Source organism: Actinoplanes sp. NPDC049316, assembly GCF_040677315.1.
Classification (GTDB): Bacteria; Actinomycetota; Actinomycetes; order Mycobacteriales; family Micromonosporaceae; genus Actinoplanes.
In genome coordinates, this window is sequence record NZ_JBFAQM010000019.1 from 62,767 (window position 1) to 84,566 (window position 21,800).

Annotated in this window: 23 protein-coding genes; 19 read left to right on the forward strand and 4 right to left on the reverse strand. The window is 67.8% G+C overall.

Features of this window, described 5'->3' with window-relative positions; translation table 11 throughout:
• Positions 1–46 precede the first annotated feature (46 nt).
• Positions 47–1,324 (forward strand): hypothetical protein, encoded by a 1,278-nt coding sequence (locus AB0K03_RS26015; protein ID WP_364689409.1) that lies wholly within the window; start codon positions 47–49, stop codon positions 1,322–1,324.
• Positions 1,324–2,247: a bifunctional diaminohydroxyphosphoribosylaminopyrimidine deaminase/5-amino-6-(5-phosphoribosylamino)uracil reductase RibD gene (locus AB0K03_RS26020; protein ID WP_364689412.1), complete on the forward strand. Its 924-nt coding sequence runs from the start codon at positions 1,324–1,326 to the stop codon at positions 2,245–2,247. The genes AB0K03_RS26015 and AB0K03_RS26020 overlap by 1 nt, the downstream gene beginning before the upstream one ends.
• Before the next feature lie 104 nt (positions 2,248–2,351).
• Here AB0K03_RS26020 and AB0K03_RS26025 read toward each other — a convergent pair whose 3' ends face one another.
• Positions 2,352–2,615, reverse strand: a complete 264-nt coding sequence (locus AB0K03_RS26025; RefSeq protein ID WP_364689415.1) for a hypothetical protein — start codon at positions 2,613–2,615, stop codon at positions 2,352–2,354.
• A gap of 297 nt (positions 2,616–2,912) precedes the next feature.
• Between AB0K03_RS26025 and AB0K03_RS26030 the strand changes: the two genes are divergently transcribed.
• From AB0K03_RS26030 to AB0K03_RS26040, 3 genes are all read left to right on the forward strand, one after another.
• A complete protein-coding gene (locus tag AB0K03_RS26030; RefSeq protein ID WP_364689418.1) occupies positions 2,913–3,701 on the forward strand; it encodes a hypothetical protein in 789 nt (262 codons plus the stop codon).
• Positions 3,698–4,615, forward strand: a complete 918-nt coding sequence (locus AB0K03_RS26035) for an aminoglycoside phosphotransferase family protein (RefSeq protein ID WP_364689421.1) — start codon at positions 3,698–3,700, stop codon at positions 4,613–4,615. The genes AB0K03_RS26030 and AB0K03_RS26035 overlap by 4 nt, the downstream gene beginning before the upstream one ends.
• 374 nt (positions 4,616–4,989) lie before the next feature.
• Positions 4,990–6,201, forward strand: a complete 1,212-nt coding sequence (locus tag AB0K03_RS26040) for an XRE family transcriptional regulator (RefSeq protein WP_364689423.1) — start codon at positions 4,990–4,992, stop codon at positions 6,199–6,201.
• Between the two features lie 24 nt (positions 6,202–6,225).
• Here the strand turns inward: AB0K03_RS26040 and AB0K03_RS26045 are convergent, their stop codons facing one another.
• The 3 genes from AB0K03_RS26045 to AB0K03_RS26055 all read right to left on the reverse strand — a co-directional run bounded on the left by AB0K03_RS26045 (position 6,226) and on the right by AB0K03_RS26055 (position 8,312).
• Positions 6,226–6,942, reverse strand: coding sequence for an HAD family hydrolase (locus AB0K03_RS26045; RefSeq protein WP_364689426.1), 717 nt, complete (start codon positions 6,940–6,942; stop codon positions 6,226–6,228).
• Between the two features lie 431 nt (positions 6,943–7,373).
• The gene (locus AB0K03_RS26050) at positions 7,374–7,763 is read right to left on the reverse strand and encodes a winged helix-turn-helix transcriptional regulator (RefSeq protein WP_364689429.1); all 390 of its coding nucleotides are present in this window, start codon (positions 7,761–7,763) and stop codon (positions 7,374–7,376) included.
• A 219-nt stretch (positions 7,764–7,982) separates the two neighbouring features.
• Positions 7,983–8,312 (reverse strand): hypothetical protein, encoded by a 330-nt coding sequence (locus tag AB0K03_RS26055; protein ID WP_364689432.1) that lies wholly within the window; start codon positions 8,310–8,312, stop codon positions 7,983–7,985.
• Positions 8,313–8,722: 410 nt separating this feature from the next.
• Between AB0K03_RS26055 and AB0K03_RS26060 the strand changes: the two genes are divergently transcribed.
• The 14 genes from AB0K03_RS26060 (at position 8,723) to AB0K03_RS26125 (ending at position 21,668) form a co-directional block, all read left to right on the forward strand.
• Positions 8,723–9,112 (forward strand): hypothetical protein, encoded by a 390-nt coding sequence (locus tag AB0K03_RS26060; RefSeq protein ID WP_364689434.1) that lies wholly within the window; start codon positions 8,723–8,725, stop codon positions 9,110–9,112.
• A 35-nt stretch (positions 9,113–9,147) separates the two neighbouring features.
• Positions 9,148–10,026 (forward strand): hypothetical protein, encoded by an 879-nt coding sequence (locus AB0K03_RS26065; RefSeq protein ID WP_364689437.1) that lies wholly within the window; start codon positions 9,148–9,150, stop codon positions 10,024–10,026.
• A gap of 109 nt (positions 10,027–10,135) precedes the next feature.
• Positions 10,136–10,696: an SAF domain-containing protein gene (locus AB0K03_RS26070; RefSeq protein ID WP_364689440.1), complete on the forward strand. Its 561-nt coding sequence runs from the start codon at positions 10,136–10,138 to the stop codon at positions 10,694–10,696.
• Entirely contained in the window at positions 10,693–11,529 is an 837-nt protein-coding gene (locus AB0K03_RS26075; RefSeq protein ID WP_364689443.1) for a hypothetical protein, read from the forward strand. Before AB0K03_RS26070 ends, AB0K03_RS26075 begins: the two co-directional genes overlap by 4 nt.
• Positions 11,526–12,818: an ATPase, T2SS/T4P/T4SS family gene (locus tag AB0K03_RS26080; protein ID WP_364689445.1), complete on the forward strand. Its 1,293-nt coding sequence runs from the start codon at positions 11,526–11,528 to the stop codon at positions 12,816–12,818. The genes AB0K03_RS26075 and AB0K03_RS26080 overlap by 4 nt, the downstream gene beginning before the upstream one ends.
• A gap of 3 nt (positions 12,819–12,821) precedes the next feature.
• Positions 12,822–13,679 (forward strand): type II secretion system F family protein, encoded by an 858-nt coding sequence (locus AB0K03_RS26085; RefSeq protein WP_364689448.1) that lies wholly within the window; start codon positions 12,822–12,824, stop codon positions 13,677–13,679.
• 8 nt (positions 13,680–13,687) lie between these two features.
• Positions 13,688–14,560, forward strand: a complete 873-nt coding sequence (locus AB0K03_RS26090) for a type II secretion protein F (protein ID WP_364689451.1) — start codon at positions 13,688–13,690, stop codon at positions 14,558–14,560.
• A gap of 14 nt (positions 14,561–14,574) precedes the next feature.
• On the forward strand, positions 14,575–14,778 hold the full coding sequence (locus AB0K03_RS26095; protein ID WP_364689454.1) for a hypothetical protein: 204 nt from the start codon (positions 14,575–14,577) through the stop codon (positions 14,776–14,778).
• Positions 14,775–15,176 carry a TadE family protein gene (locus AB0K03_RS26100; protein ID WP_364689457.1) on the forward strand — a complete coding sequence of 134 codons (402 nt, stop codon included), beginning with the start codon at positions 14,775–14,777 and terminating at the stop codon, positions 15,174–15,176. The genes AB0K03_RS26095 and AB0K03_RS26100 overlap by 4 nt, the downstream gene beginning before the upstream one ends.
• Positions 15,177–15,178: 2 nt before the next feature.
• A complete protein-coding gene (locus tag AB0K03_RS26105; protein ID WP_364689460.1) occupies positions 15,179–15,682 on the forward strand; it encodes a hypothetical protein in 504 nt (167 codons plus the stop codon).
• Positions 15,679–17,472: a hypothetical protein gene (locus tag AB0K03_RS26110; protein ID WP_364689463.1), complete on the forward strand. Its 1,794-nt coding sequence runs from the start codon at positions 15,679–15,681 to the stop codon at positions 17,470–17,472. Before AB0K03_RS26105 ends, AB0K03_RS26110 begins: the two co-directional genes overlap by 4 nt.
• On the forward strand, positions 17,469–17,900 hold the full coding sequence (locus AB0K03_RS26115) for a pilus assembly protein TadG-related protein (protein WP_364689465.1): 432 nt from the start codon (positions 17,469–17,471) through the stop codon (positions 17,898–17,900). The genes AB0K03_RS26110 and AB0K03_RS26115 overlap by 4 nt, the downstream gene beginning before the upstream one ends.
• Positions 17,901–17,917: 17 nt before the next feature.
• Positions 17,918–20,845 (forward strand): LysM peptidoglycan-binding domain-containing protein, encoded by a 2,928-nt coding sequence (locus AB0K03_RS26120; RefSeq protein WP_364689467.1) that lies wholly within the window; start codon positions 17,918–17,920, stop codon positions 20,843–20,845.
• A gap of 58 nt (positions 20,846–20,903) precedes the next feature.
• On the forward strand, positions 20,904–21,668 hold the full coding sequence (locus tag AB0K03_RS26125) for a prepilin peptidase (protein WP_364689469.1): 765 nt from the start codon (positions 20,904–20,906) through the stop codon (positions 21,666–21,668).
• Positions 21,669–21,800 lie beyond the last annotated feature (132 nt).

The window sequence follows — 21,800 nt, forward strand, 5'->3', positions numbered from 1 at the left end:
CCATCGGGCACGTGACAGCAACGGCGCCGCGAAAGGGGGAAACTGTATGGCGCGCGACGGCCGCACAGTGGCACGCAACACGAAGCTGACCAGGGCGCGCGGCCGGGCGCTGTCGCCGTCCGGCTCCCGGGAACCGATGTCGCGCCAGGAACTGGCAGAGGCCGTCAACACCTATCTGTGGGCTACCTTTCACCGGCGGGCCAGCCTGGACGGCAGCTACGTTGGCAAGCTGGAGAACGGCGAACATCGCTGGCCAAACGAGCAATACCGGCAGGCGTTCCGTGCGGTCCTCGGAGTCGAGACCGACGCTGAGCTTGGGTTCTATCCCACACGTCGTCGGCGGGCGTCGACGGTCTCCGGTCCGCACGAGCTGAAGGTCGTTGGCTCAGGCGGGTCGGAAGGCGGATCGCGCATGCTCGTGATCTCGCCAGATGAAGCTGCCGAGATGCTGGCGCACCTACAGCAGCAGTGGCACATCCTCGTCCGGGCGGACAACCTCTTCGGTCCGCGCCACGCCCTCACCGGCGTTGAGGCCCAACTGGCGGTGCTGCAAGAGCTGATGAACGCCGACGTTGACGAGTTTCGCGTCCCCACCGTCCGTCTTGCAGCTCAGTACGCCGAGTCGGCGGCGTGGCTGCATGAAGACGCTGACGACATGGAACGGGCACGGCACTGGACCAGCCAAGCGATGGAGTGGGCTTACGCGGCCGGTGACCACACGATGGTGTCGTGGACCGCTTACCGGCGCAGTCAGCAATTGACGGCAGACGGGTTCGCAACCCAGGCCATCGGGTTGGCACAAGCCGCACGCCGTGACGAAGACCAACTCCCCGGTCCCATGCGTGCGGCCATCCGGGTTCAGGAGGCCATCGGCTTCGCGCTGCGGCAGGACGAGAGCGCAAGCCAACGGCTGCTCGATGAAGCGCTGAGCTTGGCAGGCGACGACCGCAACGGCGACGCGCAGGGCGGACACGGCTCGTTCTGTACCAGCGGCTACATCGAAGCTCACCGCGCTCAATGCCTAGTGCTCCTGGACTCCCCGCAGCGCGCGATCGAGCATTACGAGCAGGCGCTGCCGGCCCTCGCACCCGTGTATCGCCGCGACCGAGCCGCAGCGCTGGCAGGCAAGGCAACTGCCCACGCCGCCGCCGACCAGCCAGAAGAGGCCGCCGCCACAGCTCGCATGGCGTTGCCGATGGCTCGACGCGCTGGCTCCCAGCGGATCGTCCGCCGCCTCACCGCCGTCGGGGCGACGCTCTACCCCCACCGGAACCTCGAAGCGGTTGCCGGGCTATTGCACGAGCTGAACGAGGTCGCGAGCTGATGCCAACGCCGCACGAGATCACCGCGATGCGTCAAGCTGTAGCCCTCTCCGCCCTTGGACTAGGCACTACCAGCCCAAACCCGCCGGTTGGCTGCGTGATCCTCGATCGTCACGGTGACCAGGTTGGTGCCGGCTTCCATCGACGGAAGGGTGAACCCCACGCCGAAGCGAACGCCCTCGCGTCGGCCGGTTCGCGGGCTGCTGGAGGCACAGCCGTCGTCACACTGGAACCTTGCAATCACGTGGGCGTCACACCAGCCTGCCGGCAACTTCTCCTCGATGCGGACGTCGTACGTGTCGTTATCGCAATCATCGACCCAACGTCGCGTGGCGACGGAGGTGCCGCGGTTCTGAAGGCTGCCGGCGTGGACGTCGAGGTCGGCGTTCTCGCCAACGAGGCTCAGGCGGTCCTTGACCCGTGGCTAACCGCCACCGTAAGGAAACGACCATGGGTGGTCTGGCTTTCCTCGCCGCTCGCCGACATCGACGATCCGGTTGACCTACCGGCCATGCGAGACCTACGTCAACAGACCGACATCGTGGTCTGTCCAGACGGACGGATCGTTGAAGGCATTCCTGGCGGACACGGGGAGGGCAGGTTCCACCACCCCGCGAAGATTGACTTCACGGATCCGATCGCGTCCCTAAATCAACTCTTCGCCGGCGGCGCGCGAACGGCGCTGATCGTCGGCGAAACGGCGTTTGCAAGGGAACTTCTTGCACGTGGAGCCATCGACCGTCTCTCGATTGATCTCCCGCGCGCCAATTCGGACGCGCACGTCACCAACCATATCCGAGGGCTTCCATTTTTAGGCTTTCGTATCGAGGCAGTCACCACCACACCAGATTCGATCCGAATAGCCGCTCGACTGGACACCCCCCGCAGTGGTTCCGACTCGGACAACAGTGTTGAAGGGGGATGACAGTGCCCCGTCACGCGAGTACAGACATTACGCCGAATCGTCGGCTTCAGGATGCTCGGCGCCGCCTAGCCTCGCCGCTTCGGCCCGGCAAATGCATGTCACGGTCAGAGTTTGTCACGGCCGTCAACGCCCGCCTGCACGCTGACGGAGTTCTGAATGCGGATATCGACTATGACTTCGTTGTGAAGCTGGAGACCGGTAAGCATCGTTGGCCTCGCGACGATCGTCGCCGGGCAGCCATTCGAGTAGTCCTTCGCGTTCGCGATGACGCCGAGATTGGATTCCATCGACAGCGGCGGAGCCGGGCTGACGAAGAAACCCCGATTCTTGGCGGCCTGAACACAACAGCAAGTGTCAAAACCAGCCATCTTCCAAATGGTGCTGAGTCCAGCGCCGACTGGCCGATGGGACTAGGTGAAGACCTAGGCGAAGACGAAGCGGGTCTAGCGGCACCTCATGTGCGCCGCCGATCGCTGCTGAGGGGTCTGGCGGCCGTAACTGCCGCAGCTGGGATTCTTAGTGCTGGCCACGGGCCGCGTCGTCGGATCGGTTCTTCCGACGTCTCGCGTCTTACCGCCCTCATCAGCCTGTATCGGTCGGCGGACCAGGAATTTGGAGGCGGCAGTCTAGTCGATGACGTCGGCCGGTTCGCTGAGTCCGCGTCCGTGTTGCTTGATCACGTCATCAGCGATTCGGTACGTCCACACCTCCTGAGCGCGATCGCCAACGCAAGGGACCTGGCTGGCTGGACCGCTTTCGACGCCACACGGCACAGCGAAGCGCAGCGACACTTCGCCGCTGCCGAACGCTTCGCGATCGAAGCAGGAGACAGCCAACTGCTCGCACACGTTCGTTACGGGCAGGCTAAACAGATGCAGCACCTGCGCCACAACCGCGACGCGTTGGAGATCCTCCGCGCCGCGCACCACCAGCTCGATGCGACGCCAGCCCTCACCACCATCCTCCGCGGAGCCGAGGCGGCATCCCGAGCTGCACTCGGCGACTGGGAGGGTGCACAACGGGCTCTAGACTGCTCCAGCGACGCATTTGCTGACGTCGACCAACTCAACGAACCCGAATGGCTGAGCTTCTTCGACAAAGGTGAGCTACTCGCACAATACGGTCGAGTATACCGAGACTGGGCGCGTGCAGATCGCCGGCGCGGCGCCGAGGCCGTGCGCTGGGTTAACGATGCGATCCGGGCATTCGGTCCGCAGAATGCGCGCAGCACCGTGCTCAACCAGGTGGGCCTTGCCAGCGCGTATTTCCTGGCAGATGCACCCGATTTGGCACTGGAAGCAGGAAACACGGCCAAACGCCAGGCGGGAACGCTGACCTCGCCGCGGGTAATTGAGCGGATCGCCAACATCCACCGCGACGCCGCTCAACACATGCATTTACCAGAAGTCGCCGACTTCGTGCAGTCGTTGCCGCGACCGGTCTCACTCGCATGACTGGTACAGAGGGCCGGTTCAGCGAGGCGGCGATGCGACGAACCTTGGCGAACCTCGCCCAGGAGCTCCACGTCAGCGACGCGGACGCACGGTTGCTGCGGCTGACGAACAATGCCGTCTTCGCGCTGCCGGCCGCAGACCTCGTCGTGCGCATCACCCGCACCCACCGATTGCACGCGAGGGTGCGCAAGGTCGCTGCGCTGGGCGCCTGGTTTGAACAGGTTGACGCACCAACGATCCGATTGGCGGGGGACATCGAGCAGCCCCTCGCCGATGGCGATTTGCTCGCGACAGTGTGGCGATACGTTGAACCCCACGAACCGTCGCCCGACGCCGGTGATCTGGGCGTCGCGTTGCGCACATTCCACGATCTCGGCCTGCCTCCGTTCGAATTGCCCGCATGGGACCCAATTGGTGACGCTCGGAGTCGTCTTGACGATGCGGAAGGGCTCGCCGGCAGCGACCGAGACTATCTGCTCGCATGGTGTGATCGGATCGAACCACGCCTACAGGACTTTGCGTCACAAGTGAATCCGGGTCTTGTTCACGGTGACGCTCATGAGGGAAACCTTCTTCGGGATGAGTTCGGCAGAGTGCTGATGTGTGACTTCGACGCGACCTGCATCGGTCCCTGGCAAGTCGACCTCGTTCCAGCACCGGCAAACGAAGGTCGGTTCGGCGCGACGGGTGGGCACGACAAGTTGGCTGCTGCCTACGGCTACGACATCACCCAAGATCCTTCTTGGGATCTTCTACGGGAGGCGCGTGAGTTGAAGATGATCGCCGCAGCCGTGCCGCTGTTGGCTAGTGCTCCCGGCGTGGCTGACGAGTTCCGGCTTCGTCTAGACACCGTTCGCAACGGCGACACCGCGACGCGGTGGACGGCGTTCGGCGACCTCTCCCGGCGGTCATAGTAATGGTCAAGATCCTCGGAAGCGTCTCCGTAGCGGTCCCACCTGCGAAAGCGAACAGGCTCACGACGATAGGCATCGGAGATTTACTGGTGCGTCGGCGGCTCCCCATGCGGGCGCAGTGCGGCCGGACGTTCGCTGACATTGCCGGAGTCGTTCACCGTTTTTCGGGTCCCAACCTTGCGGCACTTTGGGGAGAGTGCCGGCTGGATTGTGGACTGTCGGCCTCCAGCAACGGAAATTGAGGCTTATCGACAATGGCCCGTCATCCGGACACAGCCGCCGCGCCCAACCTTCGACTCCAGGCCGCTCGGCGTCGCCTGCCCTCGCCGCTACGACCTGGGAAGTGTATGTCACGGTCTGAATTCGTTACGGCCGTGAACAATAATCTACATGCCGATGGAATCCTCGATGCCGATATCGACTATGACTACGTCGTAAAGCTGGAAGCTGGTAAGCATCATTGGCCGCGCGACGAGCGCCGACGATCGGCCATGCGAGCGGTCCTGCGCGTCCGCGACGATGCCGAAATTGGATTCCACCGGGAACGGCGAAGCAGAGCCGACGACGGGTTCTCGGTCTCAGGCGGCACGTATCTGAGTACATTCGGCGATATTTCCAGCGGTGATCCAGCGATGTCTGAGTTGCTCACCGGTGAGATCACTCATGTTGATAGCGGAGAGTATGACGACTGGAACAGCTTCGCCGTAGTTACGAGCATGCTTGCCCAGCAGCGACAAGCGGTTGCCCCTGCGGCTCTGTTGAGCCTTGTTGAGGCGCATCGTGATTGTCTACTGACCTTGTTCCGGAAAGCGGAAGGCGACCAGGTAGGCGCCGACATCGGCGCGATGCTCGGTGAGGCATCCATCGTGGCGAGCCGACTTTGGAGTGCGCAGGGAAACCGATCCATGGCTCTTGCCCACTGTGCCTTCGCGCGGAATCTTGCCGAGCGGCTTGGCAACATCAGGCTCGGTGCAACCGCCCGGATTTTCGAGAGCAACTTGCACTCCGGAGCCTCCACGCTCATTCATGCCGACGGCGATATCTTGACTGGGCTTCGGCTGCTGGCCGAGGCCGCTTCCGCAGCCGACCACCTCAGTTGGCCCGCACAAGCCAGGATTGCCGCGGAGCAAGCCCAAGCCTATGCCGCACTTAACATGCGGGCAGAAACCGAAGCCGCGCTGGACCGGGCGCGGCAGGCAGCTGCCAGGATTACGGTATCCGACCGCACCGGTCTCTTCAGTGACTGGAACCTATCCCGCCTCGATGTGTACGAAGGCACGTGCCGCATCCTGCTCAAAGAGCCGGCAGCTGCGATCGTCCACCTTGAGCGAGCGTCGACGGCCATGGACCAAGATCAGGACAACACGAACGTAGCGCTTGCCGCTCACGTGGATCTCGCCATCGCCTACGCGCATAACGGTCACCTGGATAAGGGTTGTACCACTCTTGGCTCCGCCTATGAGCAGCTCAAGCGGATAGGTAACCTTCGCGGCATCTCCCGTGCGCTGCGAGCCCGGGAGGAACTGAGCCGATGGAATGCCGAGCGCGCCGTCAAGGAACTGGACGAGAGGATGGCCGCGGCCTGAAGAAGGGCCAGTAAGGTAGTAAGGTCACACCTGCTGAACGAGAGAGGCGATGGTTGCGACGACCAGTGCAGGATCGAGAGAGTCCAAGATAGCGTCCGGACCGTAGCTCAACAATTCTTCCCGGCTCGCCCGATGCGCGACCACAACAGCTCGGAAACCGGCGCTTTTCGCACACGCGATGTCGTTTGGCGCGTCTCCGACCACCACAGCCCGGTGCGGCGAAAGCACTGCTCCGTACTTGCTCCGATACCGGCGCGCGACGATCCCAGGAAGTTGGAATCGGTCACGTTCGTCGGAGCCGTATCCGCCTATCTCCAGGTCGAGCTCGCCCCCGAGATTTAGCGATTGAATCTTGATCTCGGCCGCTACCCGCAAATTTCCGGTAAGAACCGTCTGCACGAAGCCGATACGGTGCAACTCGCCGATGCTGTGCGCAACGCCGGGATACGGCGGCTGAACGCGTGCAAGTTCGTCGCGGCCCGCCTCCATGACCTCCGCCAAGAGCTGACGGAAGCGCGGAACGCCGGCTTCCGCATCAGATGCCGGGACGCCGGAGGCAATCGCTGTGTCGATCACGATAGATTCGTCGGTATAGCCGTGCACCTTCTTCTCCGGGAAGGTCACGTGCGCCTCATCGATTCCGTACGTTCGCGCGATCGAACGGCGTAACCAGCGAAGGTCCGCAGGCATCAGCGTGCCGTCCACGTCCCAAACCACTAGGCCAGCGTCCTGATGCTCCATCGGCCCATCGTCGCACAGGATTCACGACGACCTCGGGCTGCCCTCGCCAGATGCATGGGCTTAGTCCGTCGGCCTCGCAGACCGTTGGCCTCCGCAGCGTGCGACGAGCGAGCGGCAGGCCGAGGTGGCTTGAGGATCGGTACGCCTGGCGGCAAGTCCTACGCTATCTTGCGACGCCGTGGCCAGGCATTCTCCCTGCTAGTCCGCGCTCGACACCGTGACCCTGCCGTCAGGACAGCTGCAACTCAGCCGAGATCGTAAACGAAGAACCCTCCCGCAAGGACGCCGAGTCCGTCGCCGGACGCCGGACGCCGGCGTGCAACTCCAGCTGTGGCACGTCCGACACGGGTAGCGGCAAGGCGGCCAAGCTCGAAGCCGCCGTCTCACAATCGTTTCGAGCCGGATCGACCTTCTGCCACTTGGAGGACCGCCTATGCCGCTTGGGGCGGGCTGTCGTCGTTGGGTGACTTGGGATTCGTTTCGTCGCGGTCGGGGTCTTCGCCATTGGCGACTTCATCGGAATCGTTTACTGCTTCGGTCAATGCGCGGATGAATCGCGCTTGGGCTTTTCCCGCTTCTGTTAGCGAATATGCGGGGTGGCCATCGTCTTGCGTGTCTTGCGCGACGAGCCCGGAGCGCATGAGCCGGTCTTTGACCCGGTTGAGGGTTGAATCGGCGATGCGGGTTCGGGAGTGTTCACTCACGACGTGCGCGAGCTGATTGAATCGAAGGGATTCCTGCTCGCTGAGGCAGGCGACGACAAATACGTCCCACCGCCGAGCGAACATTTTGTCGATGTCGCGAAGTGTGTCGAAGTCCACGTTTTCCCCCCGTCAGGCGCACGTGGCCACACTCGACCGGAGGGTTCTCCATGCCCCGATGAAGGGTCGAGAGTGCAGTTACCGAGAAGCAGTCACGCGAGTGCAACCGTCAACTTGACCGAGCGTTACCGCTGATGTCAAGGAGGTTTAGGTAACAACGTGAACCGCTTGACCGATTCATCCATGTATGCCCGAAAGGCCGAGCTACTCGGCGGTCGGTCAATCCGCCGTTGAGCGGAACGGGTTGATCACCGTCGAATCGATCATGGCTTGCCGGCCTGCGGCCTCCTGTATCGAGGCGAGCCGCCAGAAGAGCCGGCGTCCGTGCGGCGTGAGCGCAATGGCGGGGACTCCGATGCTGCTCAGGTGCGCTCTGGCCTGCACCGCTCCAACGGAGCGGAGACATTCTATGGCGTGACGAATCGTCGCACTGTCGGCTAAGTGACCGTAGGGAAGGTTGTTGACGAGTTTATCCAGAACCTCTAATGCCATCGGTGTGCTAACGAGATCCAGTGCCCGGCAGATGCGTTCATACAGATCAATGGCCATATCGCATCCAGATGCCCTATGTGGCGCCTGTGGAGACGGTTGCCGACAGTGTGGGCCGCGCTGCCGCAGACCACAAGAGCCCAAACGGGCGACCGCCCGCGTCCACTATGCACTTGCAGGCTGCAAGTGCGGCGAGCACGTACACGGCGTACTTGTCAAGTTCCAGTAGCGCAGGAGTGAATGAATCCATGAATCTTTCACGTGGGCATCGGATCGATGGAGGGTACACCGTGCGCGCGTCAGGCCTCAGCAGGCTGCTCATCGCTTGCCTCGTGGTCGGGCTGCTCGGGACTGGCTGCAGTGACGACAAGCCGTCACCCGCGCCATCTCACGCGGCCAGTTCGGCCACGGCGTCCCCGGCCGCGTCCGCGAGACCCTCGGCGACGGCGAACGACGGAGCGCCGACAGCGATGGATGCCTACCGGGGCATGTGGAAGGCGTACGTCGAAGCGATCCACATCCCCGATCCCGATTATCCGGATCTTGCCCGCTACTCGCAGGGAGATGCACTGGACGTGTGGGTCAAGGGCCTGACCTCCGTCAAGGATCAAGGACTGGTCGGCCAGGGCGACGTGACGTTGAGCCCGGCAGTCAGGTCAGCCAACCCGAATACCACCCCACCGACGGTGGAGATCCGGGACTGCGTCGACAGTTCCAAGACGCACCTCAAGAAGCAGGACGGGTCGCCGTACCAGGACACCCCCGGCGGCAAGCGCTCGACGACGGCGACCGTGGCCCGGATCAGCGAGGGGGTGTGGAAGGTGACCAAGATTGCGATTTACGGGGTAGGAACATGCTGAAGCCAACGAGGCTGCTCGGCGTCACCAGTGCCACTGTGCTGCTGCTGGCCTTGGCTGTTGCAGGGCCGGCCCGCGCCGATATCAACGACCCGGTCAACTGCGTCACCAACCCCACCAACCCAGCCTGCGTCATCGACATTTCGACCCCCGGCGATTCGGACGGCGGCGGTGGAAAGTCCAGTTCGGGCTGCCGCAACTGGGAGGGCCAGGCCATCCCCTGCAACATCCCCGGCAAGGGCTGGTACGGCGGGGACGGCTGTTGGTACCAGCGCGCCGAGGGAACCGACCTGGGCGCCGCCGAGGCGCTAGGTGGCACGGTCCCCCCGCCGTACGCCTGGTACGTCGGCGCCTGCGGCGACCCGCTCACCAACTTCTGGCCTGCGGGCTACGTCCGCTACACGATCTTCGGCGCCAACCCGGGCATCGAGCTGCTGGCACAGGAAGCAGTGAAACATCTCAAGCTGCCCGCCCCGAAGATCCGCCTCAATCCGGCCAGCGACAGTCCGGCCATCGACGTACCCCAGGTCGTCTTCGTGCCGACGTGGATGTGGGTCGACGGTTCGGTGTGGTCGCCGCGCACCGCCACGGCAAGCCTGGCCGGGCTGTCGGTGACCGCGGTCGGCACACCGACCAAAGTGAACTGGTCGACCGGCGACGGCGGATCCCGACAGTGCGGCAAGGGCACCGCGTGGACCGCAGGAACGGATCCGGCCAGCGCTTCGCCCGACTGCGGCCACACCTACACGTCGCCGTCGCGAAGCAGCCCGAGCGGCAAGTACACGGTCACGGCCACGATCACGTGGCGAATCACCTGGTCTGGCGGCGGCGCGACCGGAACAGAACCAGATCTCACCTCGACCGCGGATGTCCCGGTCCAGGTGGTCGAAGCGTCGGCCGTCAACACCAAGTCGTAAGGAGCAGCTGGCGATGAGCACCGCTACGCCCACCCACCCTGCGAGCCGCAGGACATCGCTCGACAGACGCGCGGTGGTCGATCCGCCCGGTACCCGCCGCCGACGGTCGGTGCCTCGCCTCCTCAGCGGTGCGTTGCTGGTCGTGCTGGGTGCCGTCGCATTTGGAGTGATCGGGCTGCGCGCCGACCCCGGCATCGACGTGCTCGCCGTCGCCCGTCCCGTCATCGCGGGCGCCCAGCTCGGCGACGCCGATCTCCGAGTCGTGCACATCGTGCCCGACGAGGACCTGCGTGTAGTGCGCGCGAGCGAACGCAGCACGATCGTGGGGCGTACCGCCGCGGTCCCGCTCGCGGCCGGCGCGCTGCTGACCACCGACCAGCTCGGCACGGTGACCGACCCGCCGCCTGGGCAGTCGGTCATCGCCGTCGGCGTCAAGACCGGCCGGGCCCCATCCGGTCTTGCACCAGGAGCATCGGTGCTGGTCGTCGTGGTCCCGCAGAGTGGCGCTGCCGACACTCCGCCACAGGCGCGTGCGGTGGTGCGTGCGGTCGACCTGACCGACAGCTCAGGAATCACGGTGGTCTCGCTGCAGATGTCGGCCGAGTCCGCAGTACGCATTGCCGCTGCTACCGGCGACGTCGCCCTGATCCTGCAGAACCCGGGACGGTGATCCGCGGCATGCTGCTGTGCTTCGGCTCCGCGAAGAGCTCACCCGGCACGACGACCCTGGCAGTCGCCATGGCGGCCCGCTGGCCGCACCCGGGGTCTCCGCCCGTCGTTGTGGAACTCGACGCAGCTGGCGGCGATCTCGGCAGCCGTTGGGCCACCTACGACGAGCCTGGACTGGCAAGTCTTGCCTCCGGCGCCTCCGGCGCCTCCGACGGCCCGGTCGGCGACGGCTCCGCCTTCGTGCAACACCTGCGGGTGGGCGCAGACGTAATCGTCGCCCCGCCCAGCGCTGCCGCTGCCGCGACGGTCGAGGAGCTGCGGCTCAAAGGGCCCGGCATCCTGCGCGAGCTCGCCGCGGTCCGTCCGGTCTTCGCCGATCTCGGTCGCCTCGATACGCAAGCAACCGTGCTGGGCTACCTGGACAAGGCCGACGAGCTGCTCCTGGTCGCGCGGCCCGAACCGGCCCAGCTGCGCCACCTGCGGATGCGGCTGCCGGTCCTGCGCCGCCGGTGTCCCGCGGTGCGGCTCGTGCTCGTCGGCGACGGCCCGCACGAGCCAGAGGAGATCGCCGACTACCTGCAGATCGAGGTCGCAACCACCATTCCGTACGACCCGGTGGCGGCCGACATCGTGGCCGGCCGCAAGCGGCCCCGCCGCTGGGGCCAGTCCGGCGCCCGGCGGGAAGCGGGATGGACCCGACGCCCCCTGCTGGCCGCTGCCCGCACCTTCGCACTCACCTACCAGCCGAACGGCGACCCGGAGTCCGAGACCGCCGAGGCCGGTTCCGGAACCTCGACGGAACGCGCCCGGCAAACGGTGGAGGTCACGTCATGACCACAAGTGGGATGCCGGCTCAGGTGGCTGCGCTGCGCGACGACCTGCACGCCGAGGTGTCCGACCGGCTGGCCGCCGCCGTGCGCCGGGGAGAAGTCGACGACCGAGCCGCATTCGTCGAGGCCCTGGTCGCCAATGTTGTCCGCGAATACACGGTGAACGCGCTGCGCAGCGGTCAGCAGGCAGTCCCCGACGACGTCCGCGAGCACCTACGCCGCTCATTGCTGGACGCCTTCACCGGACTGGGTGACCTGCAACCGCTGATCGACGACCCCGACATCGAGAACATTGACGTCAACGGGGCCGAGAATGTGTTCATCACCTACGCCGGCGGCAAACGCGAACGGGTCGGTCCGGTCGCCTCGTCGGACGAGGAACTCACCGACATGCTGCGCAAGGTCGCCGCCTCGCTGGGCGTGCAGGAGCGGCGATTCGATCCTGGCCTGCCCCGGCTGAACCTGCGCCTGCCCGGCGGCTCCCGGCTGTTCGCGGTGATGTCGGTGACCGAGCGGGTGCATGTGTCGATTCGCCGGCACCGGTTCATGCAGTTGACCCTCACGGAACTGGCCGACCTCGGCACCATGACCCGCGAGATGGCGGAGCTGTTCGAGGCGATGGTCGCCGCCCGGCTCAACATCGTTGTCTCGGGCGGTATGGACACTGGAAAGACCACGATGGTGCGGGCGCTGTGCTCGGCGATCAAACCCCACGAGCGGATCATCACCGTCGAGGACCCGTATGAGCTGAGCCTGAACACCGATCCCGCCCATCCGGACGTGGTACCGATGCAGCCGCGCGACCCCAACATCGAAGGGTCGGGCGGGATCGACATGGTGCAGCTGGTCCGCTGGGCGACCCGCATGAACCCCAGCCGGGTCATCGTCGGTGAGGTCCGCGGGCCGGAGGTCATCCCGTTGCTCAACGCGCTGAACCAAGGCACGGACGGGTCGATGACCACCATCCACGCCTCGTCGACTCGCGAGGCGTTCAAGAAGATCGCCAACTACGCCCGGCAGTCCAAGGAGCAGCTGCCGTTCGACGTCACCTACCAGCTCATCGGCGGCGGCGTCCACGGTGTGGTGCAGCTGGGCAAGACTGCCGACGGCGCCCGCGTCGTCACCGGAGTTCGGGAGGTCGTCGACGCCGACGGCATTCAAGTGCGCAGCAACGAGGTCTACAAGCCCGGCCCGGACCGCCGGGCGGTGCCGGCCAGCCGGTTCAGCGACATCACCATCGACAAACTCCTCGATGTCGGGTTCGATGCCACGCTGCTGGGCGGAGGACGGTGACGTATGAACGGCATCAACATCCTGTGCGGGTTGGGGGTTGGTCTGGGTCTGTGGCTCATCGCCACCGGTATCCGCCGTACCGAGCGCCCACAGCGGCCCGGCGCATCGACTCGGTTGCGCAACCTCGTCACCGGCCGCAACGGCTACCGGCTCGCCGCGGCCGTCGCCGTCGGCGCGCTGATCGCCGGGGTCACCCGCTGGCCGGTGGCCGCGTTGCTCGCGGCGATGTTCGTCTACGCGGCCCCGTCGATGCTCGGCGGCGGCCGTGCCGAGGCGGCCTCGCTGGCCAAGCTGGACGCCATCGCGTCCTGGACCGAGGCGCTGCGCGGCAGTCTGCGCTCCTACGCCGGCATTGAACAGGCCATTCGGGACACGGCCGACCTGGCCAAGCCGCCGATCCATGCCCAGTCGACCGGTCTGGCCGCTGCCCTCGACGCGGGGGTGCGGCTGCCCGTGGCGATGACCGGGTTCAAACACGACGTCGACCACCACGCGGCCGACCTGGTCGCTACCGCCTTGCGCAAGGCGTCCGGGAGCCACACCGGTAACCTCGCGGCTCAGCTCGGCTGGCTCGCCCACGCCGTGCGGGAACGGGTGGCCGCGGTGCAGCGGGTGGAGACCGCCCGCACCGAAGCCAAGGCAAGCGCCCGGCTCGTCATCATCATCGTGGTCATCGTGGGGGTCGGCCTCTACCTGTTCAACCGCCCGCTCCTGCAGCCGTTCGACAGCACGACCGGGCAGCTGGTGCTGCTGATCGTCGGCGCCCTCTGGACGCTGGCGGCCGTGTGGCTGCAACGGCTGACCCGCATGCCGGAGCCGAACCGGGTGCTGCGCGACGAACCGGAGGCGAGGACACCATGAGCGACGCATTGACCGTCATGGTCACCGCGGGTGGAGTGGCCGGCGCGGGCCTGGCCGTGTTCGCCTCCGGCTTCAACCCGCCCCGCCCGGCGCTCGCCGACGCCCTCGACCGGTTGTCCCGCCCGCCGATCGCGCCGCTCGGGCGGCGTCGCCGCCTCGATGTCGCACTCGCCGCGCCACTGCGCCGCGTCGGCCTTCCCCGCGACCGCACGATCCGCGACCTCGCCATCCTCGACCGCGACCCTGCCGAATATCTGGCCCAGCAGATCGTCATCGCCATCGCCGGCATGCTCATCCTCGGCGCGCTGCCGGTGCTGTGGGGGCTCGGCGGGCAGTTGCCGCTGTGGCTGGCACTGCTCGGCGCGGCGATCGCGGTCCGGCTGACGCACAGCCGACTGCACGCCGCAGCCGAAGTCCGCCGGGCCGAAATGCGTGAAACGCTGTCGACCCTGTTGGATCTCGTCGGCGGCGGTCTGTCCGGCGGGGCCGGCGTCGAGCAAGCTCTTGGCGAGACCATGGACGAGCTGTCCGGCTGGGCTGCCGTCCGCATCCGCCGCGAACTCGATGCGGCGGCCCAGACCCGAGGCCGGCAGCGCATCCACGCCTGGACCGCGATGCGCGACCTCGGCGCGCAGATCGGCGTCGACGAACTGGCCGAGCTGGCGACGGCGATGGAACAGGCCGCCGCCGGCGCACCGGTAGCCGAGACCATGGCCGTGGTCGCCCAGACGATGCGCACGCGGATGACCGCCGACATGGAACGCCGGGCACACGCTGCCAGCGCGCAGATGGCGATCCCGATCATGCTGTTCGGCCTCGGCTACCTGATCTTTCTCCTCTACGCGGCAATGGGCGCGATCAGCGCCAGCCTGACTCAATAAGGAGGCACCACCTGATGGACGCCATCAACCAGCTACTGGCCAGAGGCTCGGCGGCCATGCACAGCCGACCCGAGCGCGGCGCGCAGACCGTCGAGGTCATGCTGTGGATCGCGGCGGTGATCGTCATCGTCGGCGCCGTCGGTCTGATCCTGCGCGACGACCTCAAGGCTTTCTTCAACAACCTGTCGTACACCATCGGGTTCACCGGCGGCGAATGAACACCGGACGCAGCACCCGGCGACGGCGACGGCTCAGCGGTGACCGCGGGGCCGTCACCGTCGAGGTCGCCGGCTACACGCTGCTGATGCTGCTCGCGCTGCTGATCGGCGTCCAGGCGGTGACCTGGGGTCTGGCCGCCCTCGGCGCCCGGTACACCGCCAACCACGCCGCCCAGCAGGCACGCGTGCACGGCGGCACCGCCGCCGACGGCAAGGCGGACGCCAACACCATCCTGGCCTCGACGGTCGGCACCGCCCTCAACGATCCCCACGTCGATGTCAACCGCAGCGCGACCGAGGTCACCGTTACGGTCCGCGGCACCGCCACGTCGATCATCCCGGGGTTCCATCCCCCGGTCACCGTCACCGTCCACGCGCCCGTGGAGAGGATCAACTAACCATGTCCATCCGGTCGACCTCCGCCCGGTTCCGCCGCACGCTCGCGCGGGCGCGCGGCGACCGCGGTGCATGGTCGGTGGAGGTGGCCGGATTTTTCCTGCCCTGCATGCTGCTGGCGATCGTCATCGTCGCGGCGGCCTTCCAGCTCGCCGTCTCCCGCCTGGACCTAGAATCAGCCTCGGCGTCGGCAGCCCGGGCCGCATCCTTGCAGCGCAGCGGCGCCGCCGCGACCGCAGCGGCCCGGCAGGCCGCCGAAGACGACCTCTCCGGCCGGTCCATCACCTGCGCCCCGTTGGTGGTCGACGTGGACACCAGCCGGTGGCAGCGCGGCGGCACCGTCACCGTCACCGTGACCTGCACCGTGAACCTGTCGACGCTGGCCATGATGCGCGCCATCCCCGGCCGGATGACCGCCTCATCAACCTCCACCGCCCCCATCGACACCTACCGTTCGGTAGCGCTCGGAGGCGACGTCGACCGGCCACCGGCCGGAGTACCGGCATGATCGTGACGCTTGAACTAGAACTGCTCGAACAGCTCACCCGGCTCGACAGTCCCCGCAACACTGCCGTCGCCGAACAGCTGGACAGCAACCTCGCTGCGGCGGTACGGCGCACCGCGATGATGCGCCGCCTGTTCTACGCGGCGGTCCTGGTCGTCGCGCTATACGGCACGGCCACCGGCGCGGTCGCCGCGTTCGACCTGCCGTGGTGGATCGCCATCGGCGGCATCTTCGCACTGGAGCTCGGCGGCGTGACGTTCCTGTCCAACGCCGACGTCCGCCGGCGCCTCGGCGAGCACGCCACCGCGTCCCGGCTGCTCGGCGCCACCATCGCCGCCGCCGCGGCCACCTTCAACGTCATCACCCACGACAATCGGCTGCTCGGCGGCTTCTACGCCCTGATGAGCGTGCTCGGATTCGTGTCCTGGTGGCTCGATGTGGAGGCCAAGCGCCGTGACCGGCTGCGCGCCCGCGGGCTGCTGCCCGCACCCACACCGAAGTACGAGCTGCTGGCCCACTGGACCCGCCACCCGCTCCTTACCGCCCAGGCTCGCGCACTGGCCAAGGCGTACCCGCAGCTGGGCCTCTACGGCTCGATGGAGGCGGCGCTCATCGTGCGCCGCAGGAACCGACGCGACACCGCGCTCGCCGACGCTCTCCGCAGTCGCATCCGGACGGCCGCCGGCAAGCAGATGGCCGACATCGCGGTCCTCACCTACGACATGGACGAGGTCGCGCGCCGGCTTCGCGCCAGCGCCGACTACGACGGCCTCACCGCCCTGCTCGGCGCTGAGCTGACCGCCGAGCACGTCCTGCACGGCCGCGACGACCAGGCAGCGGTTGCCGCCCGCGCGTTCCTGGCGAAGCAAACGTCGGCACCGTTGCCGCTCGGCGACTCCACGACCCACCCGCAAGAACCCGCGGAAGACGACGAACGAGGGGCGATCGCCGGTCGCGGCAATCCCGCGCAGTCGTCCACTGCAGCTGATCACAACGGCGCAGCTGCGCCGTCCACACCATGGCCGGTGCCGTCCACCACCGGTGACCCGTCTCCGGCCACCACCAACGGCCGCGCACTGCTCATGTCACCCGCCGCCCGGCCGGGTGCCCTGCTGGCCCGGCCATCGGCGGCGGAGGGCGTCACAGTAACCCTCGCCGACTCCGAGTCCGATCGCAGCTCCGGTGCCGACGGCCACGCCGGCCGACTGGACAGCCCGCCACCCAGGCCACCGATCGGTACCGCCTTCGCAGCGCCCGAACCCGGCCAGCCGTCGGACAGCCGGGTCCGCATCACCGTCATCGGCGAACCGGCGATCCTGGACACGGCCGGACAGCCCATCCGTGGCCTACGCGCGAAGAGCATGGAACTGCTCGTGTTCCTCATCGTCCGTCGCGACGGCGCGTCGCTGTCCGAGATCATCGCCACGGTGTGGCCGGACGTCACCGCGCAGAAGGCGAACCAGCGGCTGTCGACCTGCCTGAGCAACCTGCGCAGCATCATCCGCACCGTCCGGGAAACCAGCGAACCCGCTGAACACGGCGAGACAGCCGAGAATCCGCGACCCGAGCCCATCGTCAACACCGGAGGGCACTACCACCTCGACCCGGCCATCGTGGCCGTCGATTGGTGGCACCTGCTCGACGAACACCGCGCCGGCGCGGCGGAGGCAACCGACGCCGCGGTCGCCGCGGCCCGCGCTCGCATCGCCGACGGCTATGACTACCCATGGCTCGACACCGATGCGGACGGCCCGTCGGCCGATCCGCCAGACACCTCGTGGGAGCACAAATGAGTCTCCGCCGGCTGCACGGCGCCGTCTCTCGCGCGGCCCGCGGCGATCGTGGTTCGGCCACCGCCTTCGGCCTCTTCCTCATCCTGGTCGTGCTCGTCCTCGCCGGCGCAGTCCTGGAGGGAGGCAACGCGATGAGTGCCCGCGGTCACGCCACCGACATCGCTCAGCAGGCCGCCCGTGCCGGCGCCAACAAGCTCAACCTCGCCGCCCTGCGGCAGAGCGGTGTGGTCCAGATCGACCCTGCCGCCGCCCAGGCCGCCGCCACCAACTTCCTCAACCAGATGGGCGAGCACGGGACCGTCACCGCCACCGCGCAGGAAGTCCGGGTCACCGTGACGGTCACCCGGCCCGGGATTCTCGTGCCGATCCTCGGCGTCGACACCTTGACCGTCGAGGCCACTGCCAGTGCCACCCCGATCACCGCCTAACGCCGAGGAGACACGCGATGTGGACAGCGGGCGCCCGTGCCGGCCAGCGCCTGATCAACGCCGTCGGCCTGCTCGCCCTGCTGCTCGGCATTCCCGCGGCACAGCTGCGCTACATCGGCTCACCCCTACCCCATCACGTACCGACCGTCGACGAAATCCGGGCGGCGCTGACCAGTCGGGACTGGCTCACCGATGCTACCTACCTGCACGGGCTCTCCGGCCTGTTGTGGCTGCTGTGGCTGCTCTTCGCCATGTCCGTCGTCATCGAGATCCAGGCCGCCGTCCGCGGCGTGCGCGCCCCTCGCTACCGGCTCCTGTCGCCCGTGCAGGGCTTGGCCGCCACGCTCATCGCCGGCATCACCGCCAGCATCATCGTCGCCGCGCCCGCCGCGTCGTTGACCGCTTCGCTCACCGGGCCGTCCGCGCACGCCTCGCCGACCGCAGCCGTCGTCGTGCAGGTAGACAACCAACACCGCGCCACGACCGCGTTCCCGGCCGCTGGATCGCAGCAACGCCCGGGCGCATCCATACCCGCGCTCAAGCCGGTGGGCATGGTGACCCTGCTCATCGACGGCAAGCCCGTCGAGCACACCGTGACCCGCGGGGAATCGCTGTGGCGCATCGCCGACGAATACCTCGGCGACGGCAACCGATGGCCCGAGATCTGGGAGCTGAACAAGGGCCACTACTGGCCCCACATCTCCGGACGCACCACCTTCAGCGACCCCGATCGCATCTTCCCCGGCTGGGTGCTCACCATGCCCAGCACCACGCCGCCCGCCGGCTCTTCGGCGGACAACCCACCCGCCCAAGATCCGCCCGGCGCGACCACGGCGCCACCGACCACCGGGCCCACGACCGCGCCGAGCACCAGCCCACCCGCGAGTCCAAGCGCCTCCGCCACCGTAAGCCCAACCGCGTCCGCACCATCGTCGGCCGGCGCCGACGACGGCGTGTTCGTGCCGCCCTCGACGACGGTGCCCACCTCACCAACGACCAGTGCAGCCGGATCGACGACACCGCCCGCCGCATCAAGCCCTGCCCCCACCCGCCCCGGCGACGACCGGACATCGGCCGCGTCGCCGGAATGGATCGTCATCGCCGGCGGCGCGATGGGCGTCGGCCTGGCCGCCAGTCTGGTGTACGCCGTGGCGATGGTCTGGAAGCGCCGCCGTCACCGGTACCGGCCCACCCGCATCACCAGCCCGGACCTGCACGACGCCGATCTGACCCCACCGTTGGCCGCGTCGACCCGACTGCGGCAAGGCGTCCGCCGCTCCGCGCCGCAGCTGCTGGACCGTCAGCCGGACCGAGGCCCGACCGTACGCGAGTACGTCGCCGCAGCCGTCAAACCCGCGCTGCCACCCACCGGGCCCAGCGGCCCGGACCTGGCCGGCGTCGGCACGTTGCCCGTCTCGGCCGGGCTCGGCCTGCAAGGGCCCGCCGCGCTGGACGCCGCCCGGGCGCTGCTGGTGGCCACTCTGACCGCCGGCGACCCCGACGACCCCGACGCGCAAGGCTGCGTCGTCATCCCGGCCGCGACGCTGGCCACCCTGCTCGGTGTGTCCGCCGTCGACCTGGAACCGATGCGACGCCTCACCGTCGCCCCGACCTTCGCAGCGGCGCTGGCCATGCTCGAAGAGGAGATCATCCGCCGCAGTCGCATCATCGCCGACCAGGAGGCGACCAGCGTCTCCGCCCTGCGTGAGGAATGGACGTTCGGCGAGCCGCTGCCGCAGATGCTGCTCATCGCCGACGTCCCCGACGACAACTGGCAGGCCCGGCTGTCCACTGCCATCAGCCTCGGCAAGAACGTCGACATCGGCACCGTGCTGATCGGCGCATGGCCGCACGGCACCACCCTGACCGTCGCCGCCGACGGCACCACCCAGGGCGGCGACGGCGAGCGGATCGCCGTGCTGGACACAACCGCCACCGCCAACATCCTGACGATGCTCGCCGAAGCGCACGGCGACGCCGACCCGCCGACCGCCGCGCCGCTACCCGACACCGCGTCGACAGCCGCCGCACCCTCCGAGCCCGGCCCGGCCGAGGACCAGAAACCGGCCCGGCCGGACAGCTCCGCAATCCGAGGCCAGCAACTGGCGACGCCGAGCGCCGAGGCACCTGCCCGGCCCGGTAGCTCAGCGGCCACGCACGCCGATACCACCACACCGCCAGTGCACGCTCGGGTGCTCGGCGCGCCCGCCATTCTCGACCGCGACGGCAACCCGGTACGCGGCCTTCGCACGAAGAGCCTCGAACTGTTCGTCTACCTGGTCGTGCACCGCGCCGGCGCCGATCTGGACGACATCATGGAGGCACTCTGGCCCGACGTGACCGTCTCCCGCGCCGGGGACCGCCTGTCCACCTGCGTCGCCAACCTACGCACCACCATCCGCTCGGTTGCTCAAGCCGGAGCCGAACCAGCCGACGACGCCCCCAAGATCGAGCCCGTGATCAACACCGGGGGCCGCTACCACCTCGACCCGAACTTGCTGCGGGTCGACTGGTGGACCGTCCAGGACGCCTACGCCGAAGTCGCTGCCGCAGCCGACGACGAACTGCGCCTGACCCATCTGCGGGCCGCGATCGACGCCGTCAGCGGTGGCCTCGCCGAGGACACCGGCTACGAATGGATCGACACCGACCGCGAGCACGCCCGGCGCCGCCTCATCAAGATCTACGCCGAAGCCGCCGCGCTGCAGGCCGACGATGACCTCACGGCCGCGCTCGCCCTCTACGACACCGCCGCCGCCCTCGACCCGCTCTCCGACGAACTGGCCCGCCGGTCCATGCTGACCGCGGCCCGGCTCGGCGACGACGTCGGTGTGCGTCAACGACTCGCCACCCTGCGTCGCGAGCTCGACGACGCCGGCATCGACATCGACCCCGAGACCGAGGAACTGGCCACCACCTTGCTCCGCGACTTGGCGAACCCGTGACCGCGCCGCAGCAAACGCCATCCCCGGACCACGACGCCGACCGGGCGGAACGGCAACGATGAACACCGGCTGGACCATCGCCGCCATGGTCGCCGCCGTCGCCTTCGCCGGCCCGGTACGCGCGTGGATCGTCGCGTTCAGCGTGCCGGAGGGACAGCCACCGGCAACGGCCTGCGCCACCTGCCAGAGCACGATCATCCCCGCACGCGGCGGCGGTGCGCTCGGCTGGCTGTCACCACACGGCCGATGTCGGGCCTGCCGGGTCCGGATCGGGCCGCCGCCGTGGACCGTCGAAGCTGTTCTCGCCGTCACGGCCGGCGCCCTCGTACACGCCGCCACCGTGCCGCTCACCGCGCCGCTGCTGGTGTGTCTGACCGTGCTCGGCGTCACGCTCGCCTTCGTCGACCTTGCCGTGTGCCGCCTCCCCGACCGGTTCACCGCGGCGGCGTTCCTTACCGCGGTGGTCGTGGTCGTGGTGCAGACGGCTGCCGGCGGCGACTGGGCCCTTGGGCTTCGGGCCGCCATCGCAGCGGCGCTGACCGGCGGGTTCTATCTACTGCTCACCCTCATGGCGAACGGCGGATACGCCGACGCCAAGCTTGGCCTCACCACCGGCCTCTTGCTCGGCGCACACAGCTGGGCCGCCCTCATCGTCGGCGGGTTCGTGAGCGTGCTCATCACCGCCGTGCTCGGCGCGACCCTGCGAGCCGCTGGACGGCGCAAGCCGGGTGACGATCTCGCGCACGGTCCGTCGATGTTGGCCGGTGTCCTCCTCGTAGTAGCAATCGCGCCCTTCGCACCGCACATCAACGTAACCATGTAAACACTCTAAGTAGTCGAGGCGGATACAGAAAAAGGACTGTCGCGCCCTATGGGCGCGACGTGGGTGGGGTAATTGGCCGGCCTAGGCCCGCCGGCCGGCCCTGCTTGCGGGCCGAGACCGGCGGGCTCGGTG